Source organism: Ferruginibacter sp. (genome assembly GCF_049840995.1).
Classification (GTDB): Bacteria; Bacteroidota; Bacteroidia; order Chitinophagales; family Chitinophagaceae; genus Ferruginibacter.
On the sequence record NZ_JASGIP010000003.1, the window covers coordinates 822,143 to 843,667 of the forward strand.

The window sequence follows — 21,525 nt, forward strand, 5'->3', positions numbered from 1 at the left end:
TAATGCCCGTTATTTAAAAGCCGAGTAGTTTATAAAAAGTTCGGTACAGGATGATCATATCCATTTTAAGTGTCCAGTGCCGCAGGTAAAAAACATCCACATCTATCCTGTCTTTCATTTTCTGCACGGTATCTGCTGCGCCTTCCAGCCCAATGATCTGCGATAAGCCCGTAATGCCCGGTTTTGCTTTTTCACGGAAGCGGTAATAGCTTACCTGCTCTTCAAAACGCAGGTTCTCACTGAGCATGTGTGGTCGTGGTCCTATTACCGACATATCGCCCCACAGCACATTAAAGAACTGCGGCAGTTCATCCATAAATGTGCGGCGCATTATTTTCCCTATAGGAGTGATCCTTTTATCATTTTCTGTAGCGGGTAAAATATCTGCTTCATCATTTACCATCATAGAACGGAATTTTATACAGGTAAACACTTTGCCATTCTGCTTATGTCTTTGCTGCAGAAAAAAAACGGGGCCACGTGAGCCTGCTTTTATCAGTATTGCCATCAATGGTATCAGCCAGGTCAGTACAAATACTATAACCACTACAGATAAAAAAATATCCATTGCTCTTTTAGCGCTGCGGTAACGGGTATTGTCAAGCGGCAGTTTTATGGAACATACAGCTGCTGTATCGGGGGGTGTAAAATTGCTGTACACTACTTTATATAAATAGCTTTTACCGGCCCTTCCCTGGCTTTTATTCAAATAGGTTATGATAGCAGTATCCGGCTGTGTTCTTTTTCGCTTTACCGGCAGGTTAATTATAGCGGCGTTCTTGTTCATGCTGATTTATTCGCCTGAATAAACGGTAAAAAAAGGGCCCGGGTTGCCTGTTAACAACCGTTAAAAGAAAGAAAAATAAAATTATTTTCAACTATTTTAAATCCCGTGAAACACAATACCAGCAAGGGTTTTGCATTTTTTTGGCCATTTGTTAAAACGCTTTCACTTTTCCCCAAAAAATAATAATGGCACGGTTTTGGAATTTATGGCATCAGAAATCTGAAAAAGACGCGGTTTAACTGCTTCTCAATAAAAATCTAAATCTTAATCTTTAAAAATCTATTATTATGAGCACAACAAATTTTCCAACTCCTGATCAGGAGAAACAGGTACAGATGCCTGCTAAAACAAACACCGTTAAGAACGTTGTTATTGGCGTATTGGCCGCAGGTATTTTAGGTATGGGTGGCTACATGGTGTATGATAAAAATAAAAATTCTGATACCATACAGCAGCAACAAACTCAGATCGCAAAAGTTACAGATGAAAAAAGCGATATCCAGGTAAGCTTTGATGCTTCACTGGCACGCCTTGATTCAATGACCACTGCCAACAACGGTTTATCCAGCCAGTTGGCTGATAAGAATGCTGAGATCGCAAAAACAAAAAATGAGATCCGCAGCATTTTGAATAAGAAAAACGCTACTGCGAGTGAACTGGCAAGGGCTAAAACACTGATCGCATCTTTGAACGATAAGATCAGCGGCCTGGAAGCAGATGTTGCAAGGTTAACACAGGATAACCAAACCTTAACTAATGATAAGGTGGTTTTAACCCAGGAAAAAGAAAAGTTAACTACAGATCTTACAGCAACTACAGAAGCTAAAGTAAATCTTGAAAAGAAAGTGGATGTTGCATCAACTTTAAATGCTTCTAACATTGTTATCACTCCTGTAAACGTAAGGAAGAACGGTAAAGAAAAAGTATCATCTACTGCAAAACGTGTTGACAAATTGCTGGTAAGCTTTGATGTAACCAACCGTATTGCTGAACCAGGTTCAACAGATGTATATGTAGTGGTGATCGGTCCTGATGGTAACCCTGTTACTTCAGGCGCTGAAACTTTTACCACACGTGAAGATGGTGATAAAACTTACACCGCTAAATTACCTGTAGAAATTGAAACAGCTAAAAGCAAAAATGTTGAATTCGCTTTTGCTCCAGGCACTAACTTCCAACAGGGTGCATACAAGATCATGATCTACCAGAATGGATTTTTAATTGGCCAGGGCACTCGTGAACTGAAGAAAGGTGGTCTGTTCAGCTAATTAAAACAACGAATAAATTTCAGTACTCTCTTAAAGACTTCAAAGGCCCCCGCAACTACGTTGCGGGGGCCTTTGTTTTATACCACCCCTTCTGCATAATAAAAAAGCGGAAGTATCGACCTGGAAAGGTGCATACGATCCGCTTTACTGCGAATTGCTATATTACAAAATAAACCAACTGCAAATTGAGTACTGCTATCTACTCAATCATTTTATAAACTTTTACATAGTCCACCACCATGCTGGTAGGAAAAGCGTCTGAGTCAACACCCTTTGCACCACCCCAGTTACCGCCTACAGCTACATTTAAAATAAGGTGGAACCTTTTATTGAATGGCCAGCTTTCAAAAGCATTGCCTTCATTCACAAATTCAAAATACTGGCTGTTATCAATAAAGCCCCTGATGGCATAAGGTGTCCAGTCGATACGGTACACATGAAAATCATCCGAAGCGCCTGTCACTATTTTAGTGGCAGTTTTTTGGGTGCCCTTCATGTGGTTATACGCCGAAGTATGCACGGTGCTGTGAATATTATCCTGGTCAAAACCTACATGCTCCATAATGTCGATCTCGCCTGATGCAGGCCAGCCGCCATAACTGTCATCGCTTGATAACATCCAGATAGCAGGCCAGGTGCCTTTGCCCTTGGGCAGTTTGGCCCTAACTTCAAAGCGGCCGTACAACCAATCGCCTTTACCCTTGGTAACCATGCGGGAGGAAGTGTAGTCATTGGTGGAAAATTTTTCCTTTTTTGCCGTGATAACCAGGTTTCCGTCTTTCACTACAGAATTAGGACCATCCGTATAATACTGCAGTTCATTATTACCCCAGCCACTGCCGCCCGTTTCGAAGGTCCATTTGGCGGGATCTATCTTACCAGAAGAAAAGTCATCCTGCCAAACCGGTTTTTTTTCAAAACGCCAATGCTTATCCTTTATTGGTGTTGCAGCAGCGGCCGGGGTTGTTGTTTTTTTCTTATTGGTGAATGCTATCAACAACACCGTTGATAACAGCACAAAGAGGATTTTTGTGTGTTGATTTTTCATTTAAATTATTTTACAGGGCTCACTTTGATCCCCACTGTTTTGATTATTGATACACTCTTACATAGTCCACTTCCATAGTGCCGCTTGTAAATGCCGGATCTATTGCACCGCCAAAAGTGCCGCCCATGGCCACGTTCAGTATCACAAAAAAGTTTTGATTGAACGGCAGGCTGGCATTGTTGGCAAAGGTGAAGAACACTTGTGAATCCACGGATAACTTGATAGTGCTGGCAGACCATTCCAGGATATAATTATGGAATTCGGTGCTGGCATTGCTGATGACCAGCGTACTACCATCACCGTTACCACCGGAGTGGCCGGGATGGTGCAGTGTACCATAGATCTTGTTCAGCTCATTGCCCTTGTGTTCCATAATATCCATTTCGCCGCAGGCAGGCCATGGTGTGGTGTTGATATTGCTACCCAGCGTCCAGATGGCCGGCCAGGTACCACCGCCCGAAGGCAGTTTTGCCCTGATCTCTATCTTGCCGTATTTAAAAGAGAACTTGTCTTTGGTGAGCAGCCTTGCAGAGGTATAATTGCTGCCGCTATAGCTTTCTTTCTTTAAAGTGATCTTCAATACACCATTGATCACAACAGCGTTCTCGGGCCTGCTGGTATAGTATTGCGCTTCATTATTGCCCCAGCCGCCTGCGCCCAGGTCGTAACCCCATTTAGTGGGGTCGGGGGCTCCATCCACATTAAACTCGTCGGACCATACCAGCCCGGGTGTGCCTGCCACCACGTTAACTGTTACCTGTATGGATTTTTTAAGTGTGCCGCCCGAACTACTGGTAGCCGTTACCGTTACTGTATAAGTGTTATTGCCTACCAAAGTATATTTATACGTGGTGCTGCCGGTGGGTGCGCTGGCGATGCCGCCATCACCAAATTCATAGCCAAAGTTTACTGCATTGTTGGCAGTGGCGGTAAAAGTTACATTACCGCTGCCATTTGTGCTTACATTGGCGGTTACCACCAGGTCGGTAGGCGCTGTTTGCGAAGGCCCGCTGCTGGAGCTGCTTTTTTTACAACTGGAAAACACGAGGAACATCAGCAGCAAAACCGTGGAATTTTTTACGTAATTCATATAGCTTATTTCATTTTTAATTTTTGATACCATGCATTACCGTCGGCGCCTATATTGCGTATGTGCATACTGGTGGAAGTTATCGACAGTATTTCGTACGTGGTGCCTCCTGTTCCAAAGTTAATGATGCCATTACCCGGTACAACAAACTGTATACGGGTGGATACAGCAGGTGTGGAAGCCGATGTAGCATCCATAAATGCGAGTTTTTTATTGCCCCCGGTGCTGATGGCATAGCAACCATCTCCGCCACTCACACCATAAAATGCAGTGGCAGCACCAATAGAAAAGCTTTCGCCTTTATTATCTACTGACATAAATACGTTATCGCTGGCATCTTTTGAAAAAGTGATCTCATCATTGTAAGCGCAGGCCTCTCTTGTATTAGGCGGTGCAGCATACCAGATGGGAGAGAACTGGTCGTTGGGACCTACTCCAAAATGCCCGTTCGCATCTTTATCGGTCACCCATACTTTGGATGTACCATTGGTAAGTGATTGCAGGATGGCGGAAGGAATTACAAATGCAACGAACACCCTGATCTTTTTACTGATAGATGAAATGATACCGGCTGTACCGATGGCATTTACCGTGATGGTATAATCGTAAGTGCCGGGGTTACTGTATTTGTAATTGATGATGCCTGAAGGCACTACCTGTGTTTTGCCATCGCCAAAATCAATGTTGTAAGTGATGGCGTTGGAAGCGGTGGTGGTTATTGCAACCTGGCCGGATCCGTTACCATTAGGGTTCGACGCATCCAAACCTGCAATGACAGTTGTTAATGTAAGCCCTGTAGGCGCTTTAAGGTCTCCCAGTGAGTATTCCGTTTTCTTACAGGCAGTAAACAATATGCCCATTGCAAGAAAGACTATGATGAATGATTTTATTTTAGTGATCATAAATTTTATTTTTAAAATTAATTGAGTGTTATGTCATCAAAATAGAAAGTAAAGTTGGCGCTGCCGTCTCCCATGGTACCGTTGTCGAATATCAGAACGATCTTCTGGTAACTGTTAGCAGTATTAATAGCGCTGTAGTCGAACGTGAGCAGTTCCCATGCATTGGCAACAGTAGTGCTTACTTCTTTTTCGTAACTGATACCACCATTGGTAAGGTTCTCTACTTTCAGCAACACTTTGGCACCCACTCTTGGAGAGTACACTTTTATTTTAAATGTTTTGGTCACTGAAAAATCCAGCGGGTTGCCCATGGTAAGGTAACTGCCGCCCCAGGTTTGTCCTGCACCCTTTACCATTTTACCCACCTTAGCGCTGGTATTGATACCGTTTACCTGCGGGTTAGCAATAACAGTAGCAACACCTCCATCGAAATTCGTAAATGTATATGCCAGCGTGGTGGATTCAAAATCTATCGGCGGTGCCAGCACTGCGGCCGGTGGTGCAAATTTTACATCATCCCAATAGAATATTTTTCCATTGCCTGCAGTATTAAAATCAAAGAAGATAGAAGCCAAATCGTACGTATAAGCCAGGTTCATTGCGGGTGTGCCCGATGCAGGATTCGCAAAATCAAACACGATCGTTTCCCATGCATTGGCAACGGTGGTGTTCTTTTCTGTTTCTACCGAATGGGTGCTGTTCAAATGATCTTCCACCTTCAATCTTACCGGTAAACCTATTGCCGGTGAATACACTCTTACAGACATTTGTTTTGCAGTAGCTGTAAAAGGCACCGGTGATGCAAAGCCCAGCGGTGTACCGATTGATGTACCGGCCCATGTTTGTGCACCGTTTGTTTTAGTGGTCTTCTTTACTTTATTGGCAGCATTACCAGGGTCCACTGCATCAACAGTAGCATTACCGCCAAAATCAGTTACCGTATAGTTCACAGAAGGATCATCGAATGTAACCGGTAAATTGATCTGCGCTGCCGGCAATGTATTGGTAAGCCTTATATCATCAAACAGGAATGTAAAATTCGCCGAACCGTCACCCATGGTGCCATTATCAAAAATGAGTACGATATGCTGGTAAGTGTTGGCTGTATTTACTGCACTGTAATTGAATACCAGGTCTTCCCATGCATTGGCTACCGTAGTGAGTGTTTCTTTTTCATAACTCAATGCAGTGTTCGCAGCATTTTCCACTTTCAATAAAACTTTGGCGCCTACCCTTGGTGAAAACACTTTCATCCGGAAAACTTTGTTGGCAGAAAAATCGATATTGCCGCTTAAGCCGATCCAGCTGCCGCCCCATGTCTGTCCCGGGTTCTTTACCATCTTACCTACTTTAGCGCTGGTGTTAATGCCATTCGATTGCGGGTTGGCAATAACCGTAACCGCACCGCCGTCAAAATTGTTGAACGCATAGTTGATAGTGGTGGATTCAAATGTTATTGGTAATAATATCGGATCAACAATGGTAACCGTTTTTATCAACTGCGTAGTGGCAGCGCCACCGCTGAGTGCCACCACTTTTACAGAGTATGTGCCTACAGCTGCATAAGTATGCGATACCACGTCGCCTTCTAAAAATGATACCGGCACTTCATTAGGTACATCACCAAAATAAACTTTAAACAGTGTTTCGTATAAAGCCGATGCCTTTACACTTATTTTAAAATTATTGGCAGGGTCTACCGTAATGGTAAAATCAAGATTTTCCGGCGCCCTGAATGATACCGTGAGCTGCTTGGTTGTTTCGGTTATTTTACCGGTGATGCTGTGTCCCACGATCTTTACATTATAAATGCCTTCTGCATATACATGCTGTGTATTCTTACCAGGCAACACTTTTGCCGGTGTGGTGGTGGCATCGCCATAATATATTTCGTAGAAAGAAAGTCCTTCGCCATTGGGTGTAATGGTAACAAGCCCGGTGTTATCCTGCGTAATGTCAAACAAGGCAGATAATTTATCCGGCGCCTGGTCGGTTGCCAACGAAGAAAGGTCATCTGTTTTTTCCTTGGTACAACTTACCGTCATTGCCAGTAAAAAACTGATGGCTAAAAAATATTTCAATATTTTCATGATCGTTAAATTTTATTGGTGAATGATTAATAACCGGGGTTTTGTGTAAGGCCTGAAATATTTATTTCCTGTTGTGGTATCGGGAACACTTCGTGTTTGCCCGTAACAAAACCAGTGATCTTGGATGTTTGCCCGGTCCTTACCAAATCAAAAAAGCGATCGCCTTCCATCGCCAGTTCCAGCCTTCTTTCATCCCAGATGGCCTGCTTCAATGTAGCGCCGGTTGCTGTGATATCTTTGCTGGCATCATTCACTGCAAATGCACGGCGGCGCACTTTGTTCAGGTACAATTGTGCCTTGGTATCATTGGGTGTGGTGGCCCTGTTATTCGCTTCTGCAGCCATCAGTAATACATCAGCATAGCGGATGGTCCTGTAATTATTCAGGTAATTTAATTCCACCTGGCCGGATGTTTCGCCTTTGCGTGGCAGGTATTTTTGATTGTACAGCCCGGTATTTTTATAAGGCGCTACCTGGTAAGTGATACCGAAAGATGGATTGGCAGTTTTATACGCTTCTATATCCAGTATAGTAGCTGCTTTTCGTATATCCCCCGCCGTATAGGCGTTGGCTAAGTTGGCAGTAGGCAGGTTAGTGCTCCAGCCGGCAGAATAAGGCATCGCAGCCGAACCGTTCAATCCCCTGATACCGCATTGCTGTACTGCATAGTTGCCCTGGCCCCTTGTTACACCGCCCCAATTGTAATAAGGTGATGTGTTGGAATATTGTATCTCGAAAACAGACTCGGTACCATTTTCGCCGGTGGCTAAGAACATACCTGCAAAATCAGGTACCAGTGTAAAAGGACCGTTCACTACGTTTTCCAGCATGGCAGCTGCTGCATCAAATTTATTTTCGTACAGCAACACTTTGCCCAGTAATGCTTGTGCAGCATACTTGGTTACACGGCCTTTTTCAATATTGGTGATCGGTAATACTGCTATCGCACTGTTCAGGTCTGCTTCAATTTGTTTGTACACATCCGCTTTAGGTGATCTTTTCAATGTTTTGGATTCATCCAGTCCCAATCTTTTATCAGTAAAGAGCGGCACATCTCCAAAAAATCTTACCAGGTGAAAATAATAGTACGCACGTAAGAAGTAGATCTCGCCATACAAAGCATCCTTGCCGGTAAAATTCACCGTTTCGCCTGCTTTGTTCTGGTCCTTATACTGTGTCATGTAATTGGCCCTGTTAATGCCTTCGTATGCGGCCTGCCACAATTCAGTAAGTGTGGAGTTTACTGGTGTGTGTGTATAATCGTCAATCTGTTGCAGCGATAATACATCGGAAGCATTTTCGCCGCCGCTCACCGCGTTATCCGATGCAATATCTCCCACCGGTACGGCCTGGTTCAGCCATTGCAGCGGTGTATATACACTCACTTCCATCGTACGGTAATCGCTCTCGGATTTCAAATAATCCAGGTCGGTGATCTTGTATTCATCGTGCGGATTATAATCGATCCATTTTTTACAGGATGCCAGCGAGGCCATCAAAACAACCAGGCTGAATATTTTTATGCTCTTCATTGTATAAATATTTTTATTTAAAAATTATAGTCTGATGTCGATACCTACTGCATAGGTCCTTGCCTGTGGATAAGCGCCACGGTCAATACCGGTATCCAGTATACCACCGGAAATTTCCGGATCGAAACCAGAGTACTTGGTGAAGGTGTACGCATTTTTAACCTGTGCATAGATCCGCAGTTTGCTCAATATCTTTTTCGTCATGGTTGAAGGGAATGTATAACCCAGCTGTATGTTCTTGATCTTTACAAAAGAACCATCTTCCACGTAGCGGTCAGATACCCTGATATTGCTGTTGGCATCAGTGAAAGAATACCTTGGGTTCCTTGCATCGTTGGTGCTGCCGGCCCCGGTCCATCTTGCCAGTACTGCCCTGAATTTATTAGAGTAGTTGGCATTTCTTTCGTAAGCCCTGTAAATATCATTGCCTACAGATGCATAGGTGAATGCAGAAAAATCAAAATTTTTGTACTCAATGTTCAGGTTCCAGCCCATAGTAAAATCGGGGAAGGGATCGCCGATCTTGGTTTGATCGGAAGCATTGATCACACCATCTTTATTTACATCCACAAAGCGGATATCGCCCGGTTGTGCGCCTGTTTGTGTGGCTCCTTTAGTTACATCTGCAGCAGTCTGAAACAAACCGTCTGTTTTGTAGCCATAGAAATAACCCGGTGTCTGTCCTTTTTCAAATACGGTCACTGTTTGCGACTGACCATTGAAATAGCTACCGCCCAGTATCCTTGCAGTGCCATCATCGTTGGTGGCAGTAACCTGGTTTTTAGCAGTTGTAAAAGTTAAGGAAGTGCTCAGTTTGATATTGCGGTTGATGATCTCGTTGTAACCCAGTGTAAGATCGATACCACTGCTTTTGGTAGCACCGATATTAGCAGTAGGGATAGGCACTGTACCGAGGTAAAGTGATGCAGAAGGCGTGAACAATAAACCATCTACTTTTTTCTGGAAATAATCTGCAGTTAAAGTAAATTTCTTTTTGTAAAAGGTCATATCAAACCCCACATTGGATTGCAGTTGTTTTTCCCACCTTAAAGCGTCGTTGGCTGCAGAACCAACTGTAGCGCCGGAGTAAAATACATTATTGAACGTGTACCCGTTGCTGTTAGCTGTGGCTCCGTAGCTGGGTCCGCCGGTTACGATACTTACAAACTGTGGATCTACGTTCTCATTACCGATAGAGCCGTAACTGCCCCTTATTTTTAAATAATCAATGAATTCTGAATGAAAGAAATCTTCTTTGGTAACCACCCAGCCCAATGAGCCGGAGAAGAAGTTGGCATATTTATTTTTGATACCAAACGCATACGATCCATCGCGGCGTGCAGTAAAGGAAGCAAGGTATTTATCCTGGTAATCGTAGTTAACCCTTGCAAAATAAGAAAGGTTTTTCCTGAAGTATTGGTAATAGTATCCGCTGAGTGCATTGGTATTGGTAGCCGAGTTGGTACCGGTAGCCGCGTTAAAATCAGCAAAATCCCAGGAGTTGAAAGGTACATCCTGCCTGCTGGCACCTGCTGCATTGCCCGATGTTTTAGCGATAGAGAAACCGATCACGGTCTCAAAATTGTGATCCTGTTTTACTTTAAAATTGTAGTTGGCAAAACTTTCCCAGGTATAATTAAAGTTGCTGGCTTTTTCGTGCGATACACTGTTGTGCTTGCCCGTAACGGTAGAACCATCTGCGTTCATGGAATTATCCACGTTGTTCAGCCCGTAAAATACCAGCGGGTTAAAGCTTTTGGAATTGCCGTCATATTTCGTGTATCCGAAACGGGTAGTTAATTTTATATTTTTCACTACATCGTACTGGAACTCGAATTTGCCGTATAATTTATTGCCGTTGTTCTTATTATAGGTATTATCCAGCTTGGTAAGCGGGTTATATATTTCCGACAGCAGTAAATTACTGAAACCATATTTTCCCACGGTATTCGGTGTGTTATTATATACCGGCACTGTAGGATCAAAGTTCAAGGCACTGCCGATGATGCTGTTGAAAGAGTTTTCCTGTATACCCCTGCCGTTCAGCAGTACACCAGTGGTATTCACAATGAATTTTAAGCGGGAGGTGAGATCGAAATTAAGATTGGCTGTAAAGGTTCCCCTGTTAAAAACTGATTTATCATTGCCGCCTACAATACCACCCTGGTTAAGATAAGCGCCTGATAAAAAATAAGTGACCTTATCGCTACCGCCCCTTGCAGATACGGTATGTGATTGTAATGAGGCATTTTCAAATACCTGGTCCTGCCAGTTGGTGCCCACACCTATTTTTGAAAGGTCGGGGAATATTACCCCACCGCCCGCAGTGGTACTTCCTTCGTTGATGATGGCTGCATATTCTGTAGCATTCAATACACCGATCTTTTTGGCCACTTCCTGCATGCCGTAGTTGCCACTGACAGTTATTTCTGTTCTTTGATTTTTTCTGCCCGATTTGGTAGTAACCACGATCACCCCGTTACCGCCTTTTACACCATAGATGGCAGTAGTGGCGGCATCTTTCAATACGTTGATGGATTCAATATCGGAAGCACTGATAGAATTAAAATCGGTGAGTGTTTGTGGCACACCATCAATGATCACCACAGGGTCGGTACCCGAAAAGGATGGTATACCCCTTACCAGTACGGTAGGCTTTGCGCCTGGTGTACCGGGAGAGATCACGGTAACACCCGATGCTCTTCCCTGTAAAGCTTCTTCGGCCCTGGCTGGTTTCAGCTTTTCTATATCGGCTGCTTTTACGGTAGATATGGCACCGGATACCTTGGTTACTTTTTGAACACCATAACCTACCACCACTACTTCATTCATGGTGCGGTTGGCATCTTCCATCTGTATATCCATGGCGCCAATGCCGGTTACTTTGTAGCGAACAGCATCCATACCGGTATAGCTGATCACCAGCGTGGCTCCTTTTGCTGCGCTGATGGTAAAGTTACCGTTGGCATCTGTCTGCGTGGTGGAAGTGGTGCCCTGCACCAGTACGGTGGCGCCCGCAAGCGGCTCGCCGGTGGCCTTGTTTCTTACTTTTCCGGAGGTGGAAATATTTTGTGCTATGGCCTGCTGCAGAAAACAGCAGAAAAGGATGCCAAAGCACAGCAATGTGACTTTTAATTTCATAAGCAATCGTTTTTGGTAATGATTTAATTGAAAGTAAAAGTATCCATCGCCCCTACAAATAAGAAATAAACAGCCACAACATTACTACATCACAAAATCTAATTGCTTGATTTTTAATCCATTTATACTACATCAATACTACATCACAATTTTTTATATACCTTCACCACACAATTGCCACTGCAGATATGAAAAAACTGCTGCTCCTTATTCTACTACCACTGGGCGCCTATTGCCAAAACACGATCGGGCTGCCCGATGTGATCAATTATTCCAAACAAACCTACAGCGCCGGCCTGCAAAACTGGGATATACGGCAGGATAAGAACGGTATTATTTATGTCGCCAATAATGAGGGGCTGCTTACTTATGATGGCCGCAACTGGAACCTGTATCCATTACCCAACAAGACGATCGTACGCTCAGTTGAGATAGGTGCTGATAGCAAAATTTATGTGGGTGGCCAGGATGAGCTGGGTTATTTTGCGCCGGGTAAGAACGGGCAACTGCAGTATCATTCACTCACTCCTTTTATTCCTGCAAAGGATAAGACCTTTGGCGATGTATGGGATATTGTATCTTATAACAGCAGTGTTTTTTTCCGGTCCACTAATAAGATATTCAAATTCACCGACGAATCGGTGGAGACCTATTACGCACCGCTGGAATGGAGTTTTTTAGGCGCCTGCAATGGCCATTTATATGCGCATGATCATAAAGTGGGCTTAATGGGTTTTGAAAACGATGCCTGGTCGCCGCTGCCTGTTAAGAGTTCTTTCCCGCTCAGTGATCCTGTTACAGGCATTGTTTCCATTGCACCTGATACGGCATTGATCGCCACTTTAAAAGACGGGCTGTTCATTCTTTCCAACAGCAGCATCACACAATTGCCTACGGCCAACAACCCGCTTTTTCAAAGCGAAAGGGTATACTCGGCCACTACTATTAATAACGAATGGGTGGCACTGGCTACGAATAACGGTGGTGTGTACATCATCGATCTGAAAGGCAATATTGTACAAAGCTTTACCAATAAGGAAGGTCTGCAGAATAATAATGTGCTCAGTATTTTTTTAGATAAGCAAAGTAATCTTTGGCTGGGCCTCGATAATGGAATTGATTTTATTGCTTACAACAGCGCTATCAAGCAGGTAAATCCTTTCCAGGATGGATCGGGTTATACTGCTATTATTTATAAGAACCGTTTGTTTGCCGGCACCACCAATGGTTTGTTCAGCGTGGAGCTGCAACCCATGAAGGACCTGAGTTTCAGCAAAGGCAATTTTTTACCGGTGAATAATACCAAGTCACAAACCTGGCGCCTTACGGAGATAAACGACCAGTTATTACTGGGTAATCATGATGGCGCTTTTGTGATCAACAACAATACTGCTACAGCCGTATCCTCCAATCCCGGTTTCTGGAATTTTGTTCCTATGTCGGCTACCTTTCCTACGCCGCAGGTGATATCAGGTAATTATAAAGGGCTTTTCTTTTTTGATTATGTGAACGGGCATTTTGTACAGTCGGGTAAAGTGCCGGGCTTTGAAGAATCATCCAGGTTTGTAGCGCTGGATAAATATGATAATACATGGGTGTCGCATCCTTATCATGGTGTGTACCGCATCAGTAAAAATGCAGAGGGTACTTATAAGATCATTCTTTATACAGATAAGAATGGTTTGCCTTCCACGTTGAATAATCATATTTATAAGATCAAGAACGAAGTGGTGGTGGCGTCAGAAAAAGGGGTGTATCAATACAACCGTGATAAGGATAGTTTTGAACCGGTGGCATTTTATAATAAATTACTGGGCAACCAGAGCATCCGCTATCTTAAAGAAGATACACAGGGCAATGTGTGGTTCATTCACGAAAAAACATTGGGCGTTATCGATCTTTCTGCCAAAGAACCAGCCATTATTTATATGCCCGAGCTGAGCAATAAAATGCTGAGTGGTTTTGAGTTCATCTACCCGGTTGATAACAATAATATCTTTTTAGGAGGAGAAAAAGGTTTCTTTCATATCAATTACGAAAAATATAAAAAAACACAACCCGAGCTGCAGGTGCAGATAAGAAATGTAAGGGTGATTAGTAAAACAGACAGCGTATTGTTCGGCGGTTACTTTGCGGCTGTAAATGAAAAACAGGTGCAGCCCGCTACTGCTGTTCCACAGGTAAAAGACGGTTGGAAAACGATCCGGTTTGAATTTTCTTCCTCCTTGTTTGGGTACCAGAGCAACCTGGAATACAGCTACCGGCTGAAAGGGTTTGATGATAACTGGAACGAGTGGACGAAAAGAACAGAAAAGGAATACACCAACTTACCCGCGGGCACTTATTCGTTTGAAGTAAAAGTAAGAAGCAACCTGGGCAATGAATCTGCTGCGGCTGTGTATTCTTTTAAGATACTGCCGCCCTGGTATCAAACCACCTGGGCTACTATTCTTTACCTGCTGATACTGGCCGCCGGTTTATTTGCTTTGTATAAATGGCAACAGAAAAAGTTCAGGCTGCAAAGGCAAAAGCATGAAGAAGAACAGAAAAAATTATCCTACATACACGAATTGGAACTGAGCAAGACCGAAAGCGAGCTGGTGGCTTTGCGCAATGAAAAACTGGAAGCAGAGATCAACTTTAAAAATTCTGAACTGGCTTCTTCTGCCATGCACCTGGTTAAAAAAGGAGAACTGCTTACCAAAATAAAAGCAGAGCTGGCGCAGGTGATGAAAAGCTTCGACAATCCTGAAGCGGCGGCTGAGTTAAAGAAAATGATCAAGACGCTGAGCGAAGATGACAATATTGATAAGGAGTGGGAGAACTTTACCAAGCATTTTGATAAGGTACACAGCGATTTTGTAAGCGGGTTAAAAGAAAAACATCCCAATATCACTAATAATGAACTGAAGCTTTGCGCTTATTTAAGAATGAATCTTTCCACCAAGGAAATTGCACAGCTGATGAGTATTTCTGTAAGAGGTGTGGAGATAAGCCGCTACCGCCTGCGTAAAAAACTGGGCATCCCCTCGGAGACCAATCTCTTCGATTACCTGATTGATGTCAATAACACACATTCCTGATGCTATTTTTCGATCAGCAGTTTATGAAACCTTTTCAGCTCTTCTTTTTCGGTTACTGAAATGGGTTTGTTGTTATCGTAATTGGCTTTAAAGAACAACACCCGTTTATGCTGCGGGTATTTTTCCAGTATAGCATTGATCAAATTACCGGCTTCTTCATCCTTTGTAAAAAGTGGGGTAGCCTGTGGCAAGGGCGAACGATGGCGGGTATGTTTTTTTAAAATAATAGCTTCCAGCGTAGCCAGCTTGGTTTCTGTAACAGCGGGCACTTTAGATGCTTTGTTATACAGTCCTTCCAATTGCTTTTTGCTGAGGCCGCCCCTTTCGCGGTATTGCTGCAGCAGGCTGGCAGTAAAGGTGGATGCAGGTTTTGCTGCAAGGGTTGCTTCCAGTATATCCAGTATCACATCCACATCCGGTTTTTTTCTTTGCATAATGATGGTGCGAAAGCTGCAAGATACTTAAATAAAAAAGCCTTGCCGTTGTTAACGGAAGGCTTTACCTATTAAAATTAAAACAAAACAATCCTTATCCTGCAATGCTCTGGCCTGCAAAACTTACCGGTGTAAGTTCAACGATCCTGCCGCGCTGTATATTTTCTTCCGCCTGCTGTAAAAGCTGTTCTTTAATAGCAGGGTCAGTAAGGCCGGCAATGCTGCATGCTTTATCAAAATCGGTATGCATGCCATAAGATTCCAGCACAGGTGATACATCTTTAAATTCAGGGAATGCAGTAAATTTCTTTACAAAAAAATAAGTCTTGTAGTCAAGCAATTTGGTGTAAGCAGTGTAAAAAGTTTCCATAACGTAAATTTTAGGTTTAGATAATTGTTACCGTCTGTTGCAGGTCCATTGCATTTTGCATACAATGATCCGTACACTTGGTTTTTTCAGGACAGGTGTAACAATAGGGAACCGGATCTAAAATCTACCCAGGAAAAAGTTGCAATACATAATTCCTAAATAGCGTTAGCTGTTCAGAGGATAGGAAATAACAAGGTTTAAACTTTGGGAATTGGATACGGGTTGATCAGGAAAGATAAAGGTTTTCAGAGTTTCGTAAGCTGGTATAAAAATACAAATGATATTTTATAAATACAAGGTTTGTGCATAAATCTTGCAATAAAAAAATACGGCGTAGATGCCCCTCGTACATTTACTAATGCCAGTTATATATTAGGTTTTTTTTGTCAAAAAATTACAAATCACCCCGTTATCATACCAGTAAAAAGGGTTTTCTTTGTATTTCGCATGTCATTATTCATTACATCTTTAAATTCGGGCAGCAACGGCAACTGTTATTATATCGGTAACAGCAACGAGGCTGTGCTGGTAGACGTGGGTATTTCCTGCCGCGAAACAGAGAAGCGGATGAAACAACTGGGCCTGGATATAAAAAAAGTGAAAGCTATTTTTATATCGCACGAACATACCGATCATATCAAAGGCGTTTCAACATTGGCGCATAAATACAGTTTACCGGTTTATATTACGCAACTAACGGCAAAGCATGGCCCAAGATTGATCGGGCATCTTTCACGTTCTTTTAAAGCCAATGAACCGATAGCAGTAGGTGAACTTTTGGTAACTGCATTTGCCAAACAGCATGATGCTGCTGATCCGCATAGTTTCATCATCAGTTATAACAATACCACGGTAGGTGTATTTACCGATATTGGTATTGCCTGCGAGAACGTGCTGCATTATTTTAAACAATGCCATGCTGTTTTTTTAGAAGCCAATTATGATGAGGATATGCTGGAGAACGGTCGCTATCCAATACACTTAAAGAACCGCATCCGTGGTGGCGAGGGGCATTTATCCAATAAGCAGGCGCTGGAATTGTTCATACAGCACCGCCCGCCTTTTATGACGCATCTTTTATTGTCGCATTTATCTAAAGAAAATAATACGCCGGAACTGGCAGAAAAATTATTCCATACGCATGCGGGAGCTATTGAAGTTGTTGTTGCATCCCGCTATACAGCTACTGATGTATATACCATTACTTCTGGTGGAGAGGGAGAAAGTTTCCGTTTGCTAAAGCCATTACAGCTGGCATTATTTCAATAGTATTTTATTTATTGTACTTGCATTTACCTGCACAATTCCTTTATCAATACTTCATGCTGCGGATAGGTTTTTACCAATGCGGCTGCATTGGCCAGTTCAAAATCTTCAAAGTCAAAACCCGGTGAAACGGTGCATCCCACGAGGGAAAAAGCGGTTCCGGCAGCCGGCCGGCTTGCAAACCAGCAATGAGCGGGCACCACGTACTGGAATATTTCTCCACAGGCGGTATCACTTCCCAGGCGTATAATTTCCAGTTTTCCCTCTGGGTGAATGACGAATATCTCCAGGGCGCCCCCTGTATAAAAGTGCCAGCATTCATCGCTTTTGATACGGTGAAAGGCGGAAAAATTTCCCCGGTCCAGTAAAAAATAAATAGCGGTGCAAAAAGCCCTGTCGCCTGAAAAGCTTGCTGGCAGTGCATTTGAAGCGACAGCACCTTCGCTCCGGTAAGTCTCTTTATACCATCCTCCTTCGGGATGGGGCAATAAATCATAATGCTGTATCAACTGCTCTATAGTGGTCATAATGCATTTTTGTATTGGGGAAAGTTAGCAAAATACAGGGGAAACGGGCCATATCCTTTACCACCAAGGCTTACGCTCCATCCCCCTGTTATGCACAAAGTAAAAAAAGAAGAAATTTTTTTAACGAAAACGCATTGTTGTTAGCAGGGAAATAAGTTATATTTGATACTGGTTAATTACTAAATACTCATTAACATTCTAAATTTTAAAAAATGGCAACAAAAAAAACAGTGAAGAAAGCAGCTAAAAAAGCAGCTCCAAAGAAAGCAGCAAAAAAAGCGGCTCCTAAAAAAGCAGCTAAGAAAGCAGCTCCAAAAAAAGCAGCTAAAAAGAAATCTGCACGTAAACCTTCTGCAGCATTCATGAAACCACTTACACCAAGTGCTGATCTTGCAGCAGTAGTAGGCAGCAAAGGATTACCCCGCACTGAAGTAGTAAAAAAATTGTGGGTTTATATCAAAGCAAATAAACTGCAGGATTCTAAAAACAAACGCATGATCAATGCTGATGCTAAATTAAAACCAATATTTGGTGGTAAAGCACAGGTATCTATGTTTGATATGGCGAAATTGCTTTCTAAACATTTGAAATAAGATATTTCAGTTGAAACATAACGGGCACCAATAGGTGCCCGTTATTATTTATAGCATATCTATCTCACTTTTTATTGATTCACATCCTGCCCCTTCTCCAGCATAGGGATGTATTTTTCCAACGCTTCCTTATTCACTTTATCAGGAGCTTGCGGCAATGCCAGCTTTGCATACTTCGCTGCATTTTTATAATCTGCATTGGCAGAGTAGCCACGCATCAATCCCATATTGGTGGTAAACTGGTTGGGATTTTTTTGAGCATTCAGCTTAAAGGCTTCCAGCGCCGCCGCATTTTTTTTCTGGCGCAATAACATGCGGCCATAATTATGCAGCTCCTGCATGGTGGCTAAAGGCATTGCCTGTTTCATTACCGTATCTGCTTCGGCAGTGCGGTTAAGTTTATTCAATACATTGGCGCGGCAGCTGAGTGTTTTAAAATTCTTTTGTCCAACAAATACGCCATTGATGGCGTAATCGCTCCATTGCAATGCTTCTTCCAGGTTGGTATTATGATCCACACAAAAGTTAGCGGCCTGTACCCATGCGTCTGATTCAAATCCTTCATCATTCCTTAACTGCCTGCGGAAACTTTCCAGTTGTGTTTTTACATAGTCCACCTGCACCGTGAATGGTATTCTTTAATTTTTCCCACAACAGGGCTACCACTGCACTGTTATCTTTTTCATCCATGAACTGGTATTCCAGTCTTTCTACCGATTCATTTAGTGGCACCGTTTTTACCGTTATTCTTAAAGCATCTTCTTTTTCATCGTAAAAGAAAGAACCCCACGAAGTGGAATTATTGCTGAAGATCAATGTGGCATCGCCGTTGCCCATGGCGATAAAAAATCCATACGTTCCTTTTGCCAGTGTTTTACCTTCTATCATCACATCAGTGCTGAAAGTAAATGTGGTGTTCTCGTTGGCGCCTGCCCTCCAGGGCGCTGCCTTGCTGGTACCGAATCCAAGATCGGTAAAGCCCACATGCACCAGGCCGTTCCATATCTTTCCTTCTCTTCCTTTAACTGCGGGCCGGTCGTAATGAATGGTCACATCTGTAATGCCGATGCGCTCACTCACCATTGCTTTTTTATTACCGCCATCGGCTGGTAATAATAATTTTTGTCCCATGCAAACGCTGTAAAAAGCTATTGCAACAATACTTGCGATCAATTTATTTTTTTTCATAACAGTAATTTGTATAAAAATATATTAATCGGCTTTGTTGTGATACTAAAATAGGATGAGTGGAAGCTGTGTGCTGTAGCTGTGGTAATTTATTCAGCCGTGCTTTTATCCAGCGAAATGATCCTGTTGCCGGCTGCAGCTTTACCGCTGATGATAAAATAGCTGCCGCCTGCAGACACCGCTTGTTCTGCGTTCATTTCGTTGTGCATTGCCGGGTCTTTTTTAGGATGGTTCAGCTCCATCATTGTAATTACAGGCAAAGCCACGATGGCTATGAATACCTGGAACATGAATCTTAATTTTTCCATTTTTATAAAGTTTTAAATTTTTTGTTTTTTGCGCTGCAAAGTTCTCACTAAAACCGCCGCGGTAAAAGCTGCTGCTGTACCAAATGTTTTTTTACAAGTATGAATTGCGGGTAAATTTTATACGTTCATTCATTATACTTATATCATTCTACGCATAAAAAAGCCGGTCCAGAAAACTGAACCGGCCATCCTTCCTGAAAACCCTCACTAAACATGAGTACGCTGTTAATTGATCTCTTTAAGCCATTCTGTTATAAATGCCCTGGCCGGTTCCACTACTTCCTTTCCTGCACGGAATGCCATTTTCCAGTAGTACCCTTTATTTTTTTCATACACTGTATTCACAAATATTTTCTTCCCGTTCTTTACTGTCAACTCTGCTGCAAAATCAATGTCCTTGGTTTCTTCCAAAAACTTTTCCAGGCGCTGCTTTACAAACAACATGTGGTTGGTGGGATAAGCTGCTTCCCATTGCTGCAGGCTGCGCTGGTAGGCATCCTGTGTGGACTTCAGCATTTGCGGGTAGTTCTTTGTATAGTTGGTAATGGTTTTGTTGTTCGGATCTTCCGCGTCCTTTAATTGTTTCTTCGCATCATCCAGTACTTTTTGAAAGATGGGTTTTAAATTGGCATCCGCTTTCTTTACGCTGGCTTCATTATCCGTTACTGCTTTTTTATACATTTCAATATTCTGCTGGCGCATTTCTTCCGGTGTCAGTACTTTATTTTCGTTTGGTTTGTGGCTTTCCTTCAATGCAGCATATTCTTTTTTAAACGCTTCGGTCTTCACATAATTTTTGGTATAAGCCAAAAGGTCTTTTGTTACTGCCCCACGGTTGCCCACTGCTATATTGGTGGCATTTTTTGCCCCGTAAGTATTCAGGTAACCGCCCAGTATGCTGCCGGTGATCTTTTTATCTGCTTCGGTTTTTGAAATGCCGAGTTGTTTTAAAAAATCTTCGTTTATTTTATTCACAGTGAAAGAAAAAATAAACATGCTGATGATGGCCAGGATAAACAGGATGATAAATATCCTGAGCACTGACAGCAATGTGTTCAATGATGTTTTTTGCATGATGTTATTGTTTGAAATGGTTATAATTGATCGGGTTGTTTACATAAACATTATGCCAGCATCGCTCCTTCGGTGATCGTTTCCTGCACTGTTTGCCAGCGTTGTGGATGCAGCTCCTGGCCCGCCAGCTGCATCAATGATTGAAATACAAAATCCGGTGCATTGTTCTTTACTTCCTTCAGCCAGCCGGTGATCTCGTTGTTGCTGAGTCCACGCATCATCCAGCGGCTGTATACGGCCATCTTCTGCGGTGGTATACTGGCTACTATTTTCTGTGTCATGCCATGCAGTTCTATATCAGTATAATGTTTCCACAAAGCCTTATTGATAATATCTTCTTCCTTGGCCATGTGCTGCAGGTTGAATATCATAAAGTGAACAAAGGATTGCGAAATGGCTGCCCCCACTGCATGTTTATCGGCCGACGATACACTGTGTACAAAAGCTGTTAACAGTCCACGCAGTTGCTGCCCCAGCGCATGATCTTCTTCATGCTCTTTTTCAAAAGCAGTTACCAGCGATGGCTCCGCCTGTTCTATGGTATTAAATATCATCGTGTCTTCTGTATGCGCATGCTTATCAAACAGGTCGGCAACCAGGGCCACTCTTTCCAGCGCATTTTCTGCTTCTTCTGTATTGGTAAAGTCTGTTTGCTGCAGCAGTAAAGCTGTTTCATAAAGTAATGCACGTAATCCTTTGTGTATCTCTCCAAAAATGTTGTACCTGTTCATAAAATATTTTTTTGTGATTGTGAATGTTGATACAAATTTGCGCTTCGTTTACCCGTTCATGAAACGGTTAGTACATGAGTTGATGAAAGCGTT

19 protein-coding genes are annotated in these 21,525 nt (G+C 42.8%); 4 read left to right on the top strand and 15 right to left on the bottom strand.

The genetic code is table 11. The annotated features are described in order from the left end of the window. Nucleotides 1-13 precede the first annotated feature (13 nt). On the bottom strand, nt 14-787 hold the full coding sequence (locus tag QM738_RS05240; RefSeq protein WP_462275622.1) for a sugar transferase: 774 nt from the start codon (nt 785-787) through the stop codon (nt 14-16). Nucleotides 788-1,074: 287 nt separating this feature from the next. Between QM738_RS05240 and QM738_RS05245 the strand changes: the two genes are divergently transcribed. Then, nucleotides 1,075-2,055 (top strand): hypothetical protein, encoded by a 981-nt coding sequence (locus QM738_RS05245; RefSeq protein WP_462275623.1) that lies wholly within the window; start codon nt 1,075-1,077, stop codon nt 2,053-2,055. A 199-nt stretch (nt 2,056-2,254) separates the two neighbouring features. Here QM738_RS05245 and QM738_RS05250 read toward each other — a convergent pair whose 3' ends face one another. The 6 genes from QM738_RS05250 to QM738_RS05275 are packed head-to-tail and all read right to left on the bottom strand — an operon-like array spanning nt 2,255 to nt 11,858. Continuing rightward, on the bottom strand, nt 2,255-3,103 hold the full coding sequence (locus QM738_RS05250; protein ID WP_462275624.1) for a glycoside hydrolase family 16 protein: 849 nt from the start codon (nt 3,101-3,103) through the stop codon (nt 2,255-2,257). Between the two features lie 43 nt (nt 3,104-3,146). Beyond that, nucleotides 3,147-4,193 carry a family 16 glycosylhydrolase gene (locus QM738_RS05255; RefSeq protein ID WP_462275625.1) on the bottom strand — a complete coding sequence of 349 codons (1,047 nt, stop codon included), beginning with the start codon at nt 4,191-4,193 and terminating at the stop codon, nt 3,147-3,149. A gap of 5 nt (nt 4,194-4,198) precedes the next feature. Beyond that, the gene (locus QM738_RS05260) at nt 4,199-5,095 is read right to left on the bottom strand and encodes a PKD domain-containing protein (protein ID WP_462275626.1); all 897 of its coding nucleotides are present in this window, start codon (nt 5,093-5,095) and stop codon (nt 4,199-4,201) included. 17 nt (nt 5,096-5,112) lie between these two features. Further along, complete coding sequence (locus QM738_RS05265) at nt 5,113-7,185, bottom strand: hypothetical protein (RefSeq protein WP_462275627.1); 2,073 nt, start codon at nt 7,183-7,185, stop codon at nt 5,113-5,115. Nucleotides 7,186-7,211: 26 nt separating this feature from the next. Further along, complete coding sequence (locus QM738_RS05270) at nt 7,212-8,717, bottom strand: RagB/SusD family nutrient uptake outer membrane protein (RefSeq protein WP_462275628.1); 1,506 nt, start codon at nt 8,715-8,717, stop codon at nt 7,212-7,214. Between the two features lie 24 nt (nt 8,718-8,741). Further along, complete coding sequence (locus tag QM738_RS05275; RefSeq protein ID WP_462275629.1) at nt 8,742-11,858, bottom strand: SusC/RagA family TonB-linked outer membrane protein; 3,117 nt, start codon at nt 11,856-11,858, stop codon at nt 8,742-8,744. A gap of 188 nt (nt 11,859-12,046) precedes the next feature. Here QM738_RS05275 and QM738_RS05280 point away from each other — a divergent pair, with 188 nt between their 5' ends. Continuing rightward, nucleotides 12,047-14,941 carry a ligand-binding sensor domain-containing protein gene (locus QM738_RS05280; RefSeq protein ID WP_462275630.1) on the top strand — a complete coding sequence of 965 codons (2,895 nt, stop codon included), beginning with the start codon at nt 12,047-12,049 and terminating at the stop codon, nt 14,939-14,941. Between the two features lie 2 nt (nt 14,942-14,943). Here the strand turns inward: QM738_RS05280 and QM738_RS05285 are convergent, their stop codons facing one another. Together QM738_RS05285 and QM738_RS05290 are read right to left on the bottom strand one after the other, a co-directional pair. Beyond that, entirely contained in the window at nt 14,944-15,375 is a 432-nt protein-coding gene (locus QM738_RS05285; RefSeq protein ID WP_462275631.1) for a hypothetical protein, read from the bottom strand. Nucleotides 15,376-15,469: 94 nt separating this feature from the next. Further along, the gene (locus QM738_RS05290) at nt 15,470-15,745 is read right to left on the bottom strand and encodes a hypothetical protein (RefSeq protein ID WP_462275632.1); all 276 of its coding nucleotides are present in this window, start codon (nt 15,743-15,745) and stop codon (nt 15,470-15,472) included. A 447-nt stretch (nt 15,746-16,192) separates the two neighbouring features. Between QM738_RS05290 and QM738_RS05295 the strand changes: the two genes are divergently transcribed. Then, nucleotides 16,193-17,014, top strand: a complete 822-nt coding sequence (locus QM738_RS05295) for an MBL fold metallo-hydrolase (RefSeq protein ID WP_462275633.1) — start codon at nt 16,193-16,195, stop codon at nt 17,012-17,014. Between the two features lie 23 nt (nt 17,015-17,037). Here QM738_RS05295 and QM738_RS05300 read toward each other — a convergent pair whose 3' ends face one another. Further along, nucleotides 17,038-17,538, bottom strand: a complete 501-nt coding sequence (locus QM738_RS05300; RefSeq protein ID WP_462275634.1) for a cupin domain-containing protein — start codon at nt 17,536-17,538, stop codon at nt 17,038-17,040. Nucleotides 17,539-17,750: 212 nt separating this feature from the next. Here QM738_RS05300 and QM738_RS05305 point away from each other — a divergent pair, with 212 nt between their 5' ends. After that, nucleotides 17,751-18,131 carry an SWIB/MDM2 domain-containing protein gene (locus QM738_RS05305; RefSeq protein WP_462275635.1) on the top strand — a complete coding sequence of 127 codons (381 nt, stop codon included), beginning with the start codon at nt 17,751-17,753 and terminating at the stop codon, nt 18,129-18,131. Nucleotides 18,132-18,202: 71 nt separating this feature from the next. Here QM738_RS05305 and QM738_RS05310 read toward each other — a convergent pair whose 3' ends face one another. From QM738_RS05310 to QM738_RS05330, 5 genes are all read right to left on the bottom strand, one after another. Next, nucleotides 18,203-18,748 (bottom strand): hypothetical protein, encoded by a 546-nt coding sequence (locus QM738_RS05310; protein ID WP_462275636.1) that lies wholly within the window; start codon nt 18,746-18,748, stop codon nt 18,203-18,205. After that, nucleotides 18,696-19,319 carry a DUF2911 domain-containing protein gene (locus QM738_RS05315; protein WP_462275637.1) on the bottom strand — a complete coding sequence of 208 codons (624 nt, stop codon included), beginning with the start codon at nt 19,317-19,319 and terminating at the stop codon, nt 18,696-18,698. The genes QM738_RS05310 and QM738_RS05315 overlap by 53 nt, the downstream gene beginning before the upstream one ends. Before the next feature lie 89 nt (nt 19,320-19,408). Further along, nucleotides 19,409-19,627, bottom strand: a complete 219-nt coding sequence (locus tag QM738_RS05320) for a hypothetical protein (RefSeq protein WP_462275638.1) — start codon at nt 19,625-19,627, stop codon at nt 19,409-19,411. 225 nt (nt 19,628-19,852) lie between these two features. After that, the gene (locus QM738_RS05325) at nt 19,853-20,701 is read right to left on the bottom strand and encodes a hypothetical protein (RefSeq protein ID WP_462275639.1); all 849 of its coding nucleotides are present in this window, start codon (nt 20,699-20,701) and stop codon (nt 19,853-19,855) included. A 50-nt stretch (nt 20,702-20,751) separates the two neighbouring features. After that, on the bottom strand, nt 20,752-21,432 hold the full coding sequence (locus tag QM738_RS05330; protein ID WP_462275640.1) for a hemerythrin domain-containing protein: 681 nt from the start codon (nt 21,430-21,432) through the stop codon (nt 20,752-20,754). Nucleotides 21,433-21,525 lie beyond the last annotated feature (93 nt).

Coding starts and splice junctions, on each gene's coding strand:
- QM738_RS05240 (WP_462275622.1), bottom strand. CDS start 787: ATGAACAAGAACGCCGCTATAATTAACCTGCCGGTAAAGCGAAAAAGA.
- QM738_RS05245 (WP_462275623.1), top strand. CDS start 1,075: ATGAGCACAACAAATTTTCCAACTCCTGATCAGGAGAAACAGGTACAG.
- QM738_RS05250 (WP_462275624.1), bottom strand. CDS start 3,103: ATGAAAAATCAACACACAAAAATCCTCTTTGTGCTGTTATCAACGGTG.
- QM738_RS05255 (WP_462275625.1), bottom strand. CDS start 4,193: ATGAATTACGTAAAAAATTCCACGGTTTTGCTGCTGATGTTCCTCGTG.
- QM738_RS05260 (WP_462275626.1), bottom strand. CDS start 5,095: ATGATCACTAAAATAAAATCATTCATCATAGTCTTTCTTGCAATGGGC.
- QM738_RS05265 (WP_462275627.1), bottom strand. CDS start 7,185: ATGAAAATATTGAAATATTTTTTAGCCATCAGTTTTTTACTGGCAATG.
- QM738_RS05270 (WP_462275628.1), bottom strand. CDS start 8,717: ATGAAGAGCATAAAAATATTCAGCCTGGTTGTTTTGATGGCCTCGCTG.
- QM738_RS05275 (WP_462275629.1), bottom strand. CDS start 11,858: ATGAAATTAAAAGTCACATTGCTGTGCTTTGGCATCCTTTTCTGCTGT.
- QM738_RS05280 (WP_462275630.1), top strand. CDS start 12,047: ATGAAAAAACTGCTGCTCCTTATTCTACTACCACTGGGCGCCTATTGC.
- QM738_RS05285 (WP_462275631.1), bottom strand. CDS start 15,375: ATGCAAAGAAAAAAACCGGATGTGGATGTGATACTGGATATACTGGAA.
- QM738_RS05290 (WP_462275632.1), bottom strand. CDS start 15,745: ATGGAAACTTTTTACACTGCTTACACCAAATTGCTTGACTACAAGACT.
- QM738_RS05295 (WP_462275633.1), top strand. CDS start 16,193: ATGTCATTATTCATTACATCTTTAAATTCGGGCAGCAACGGCAACTGT.
- QM738_RS05300 (WP_462275634.1), bottom strand. CDS start 17,538: ATGACCACTATAGAGCAGTTGATACAGCATTATGATTTATTGCCCCAT.
- QM738_RS05305 (WP_462275635.1), top strand. CDS start 17,751: ATGGCAACAAAAAAAACAGTGAAGAAAGCAGCTAAAAAAGCAGCTCCA.
- QM738_RS05315 (WP_462275637.1), bottom strand. CDS start 19,319: ATGAAAAAAAATAAATTGATCGCAAGTATTGTTGCAATAGCTTTTTAC.
- QM738_RS05320 (WP_462275638.1), bottom strand. CDS start 19,627: ATGGAAAAATTAAGATTCATGTTCCAGGTATTCATAGCCATCGTGGCT.
- QM738_RS05325 (WP_462275639.1), bottom strand. CDS start 20,701: ATGCAAAAAACATCATTGAACACATTGCTGTCAGTGCTCAGGATATTT.
- QM738_RS05330 (WP_462275640.1), bottom strand. CDS start 21,432: ATGAACAGGTACAACATTTTTGGAGAGATACACAAAGGATTACGTGCA.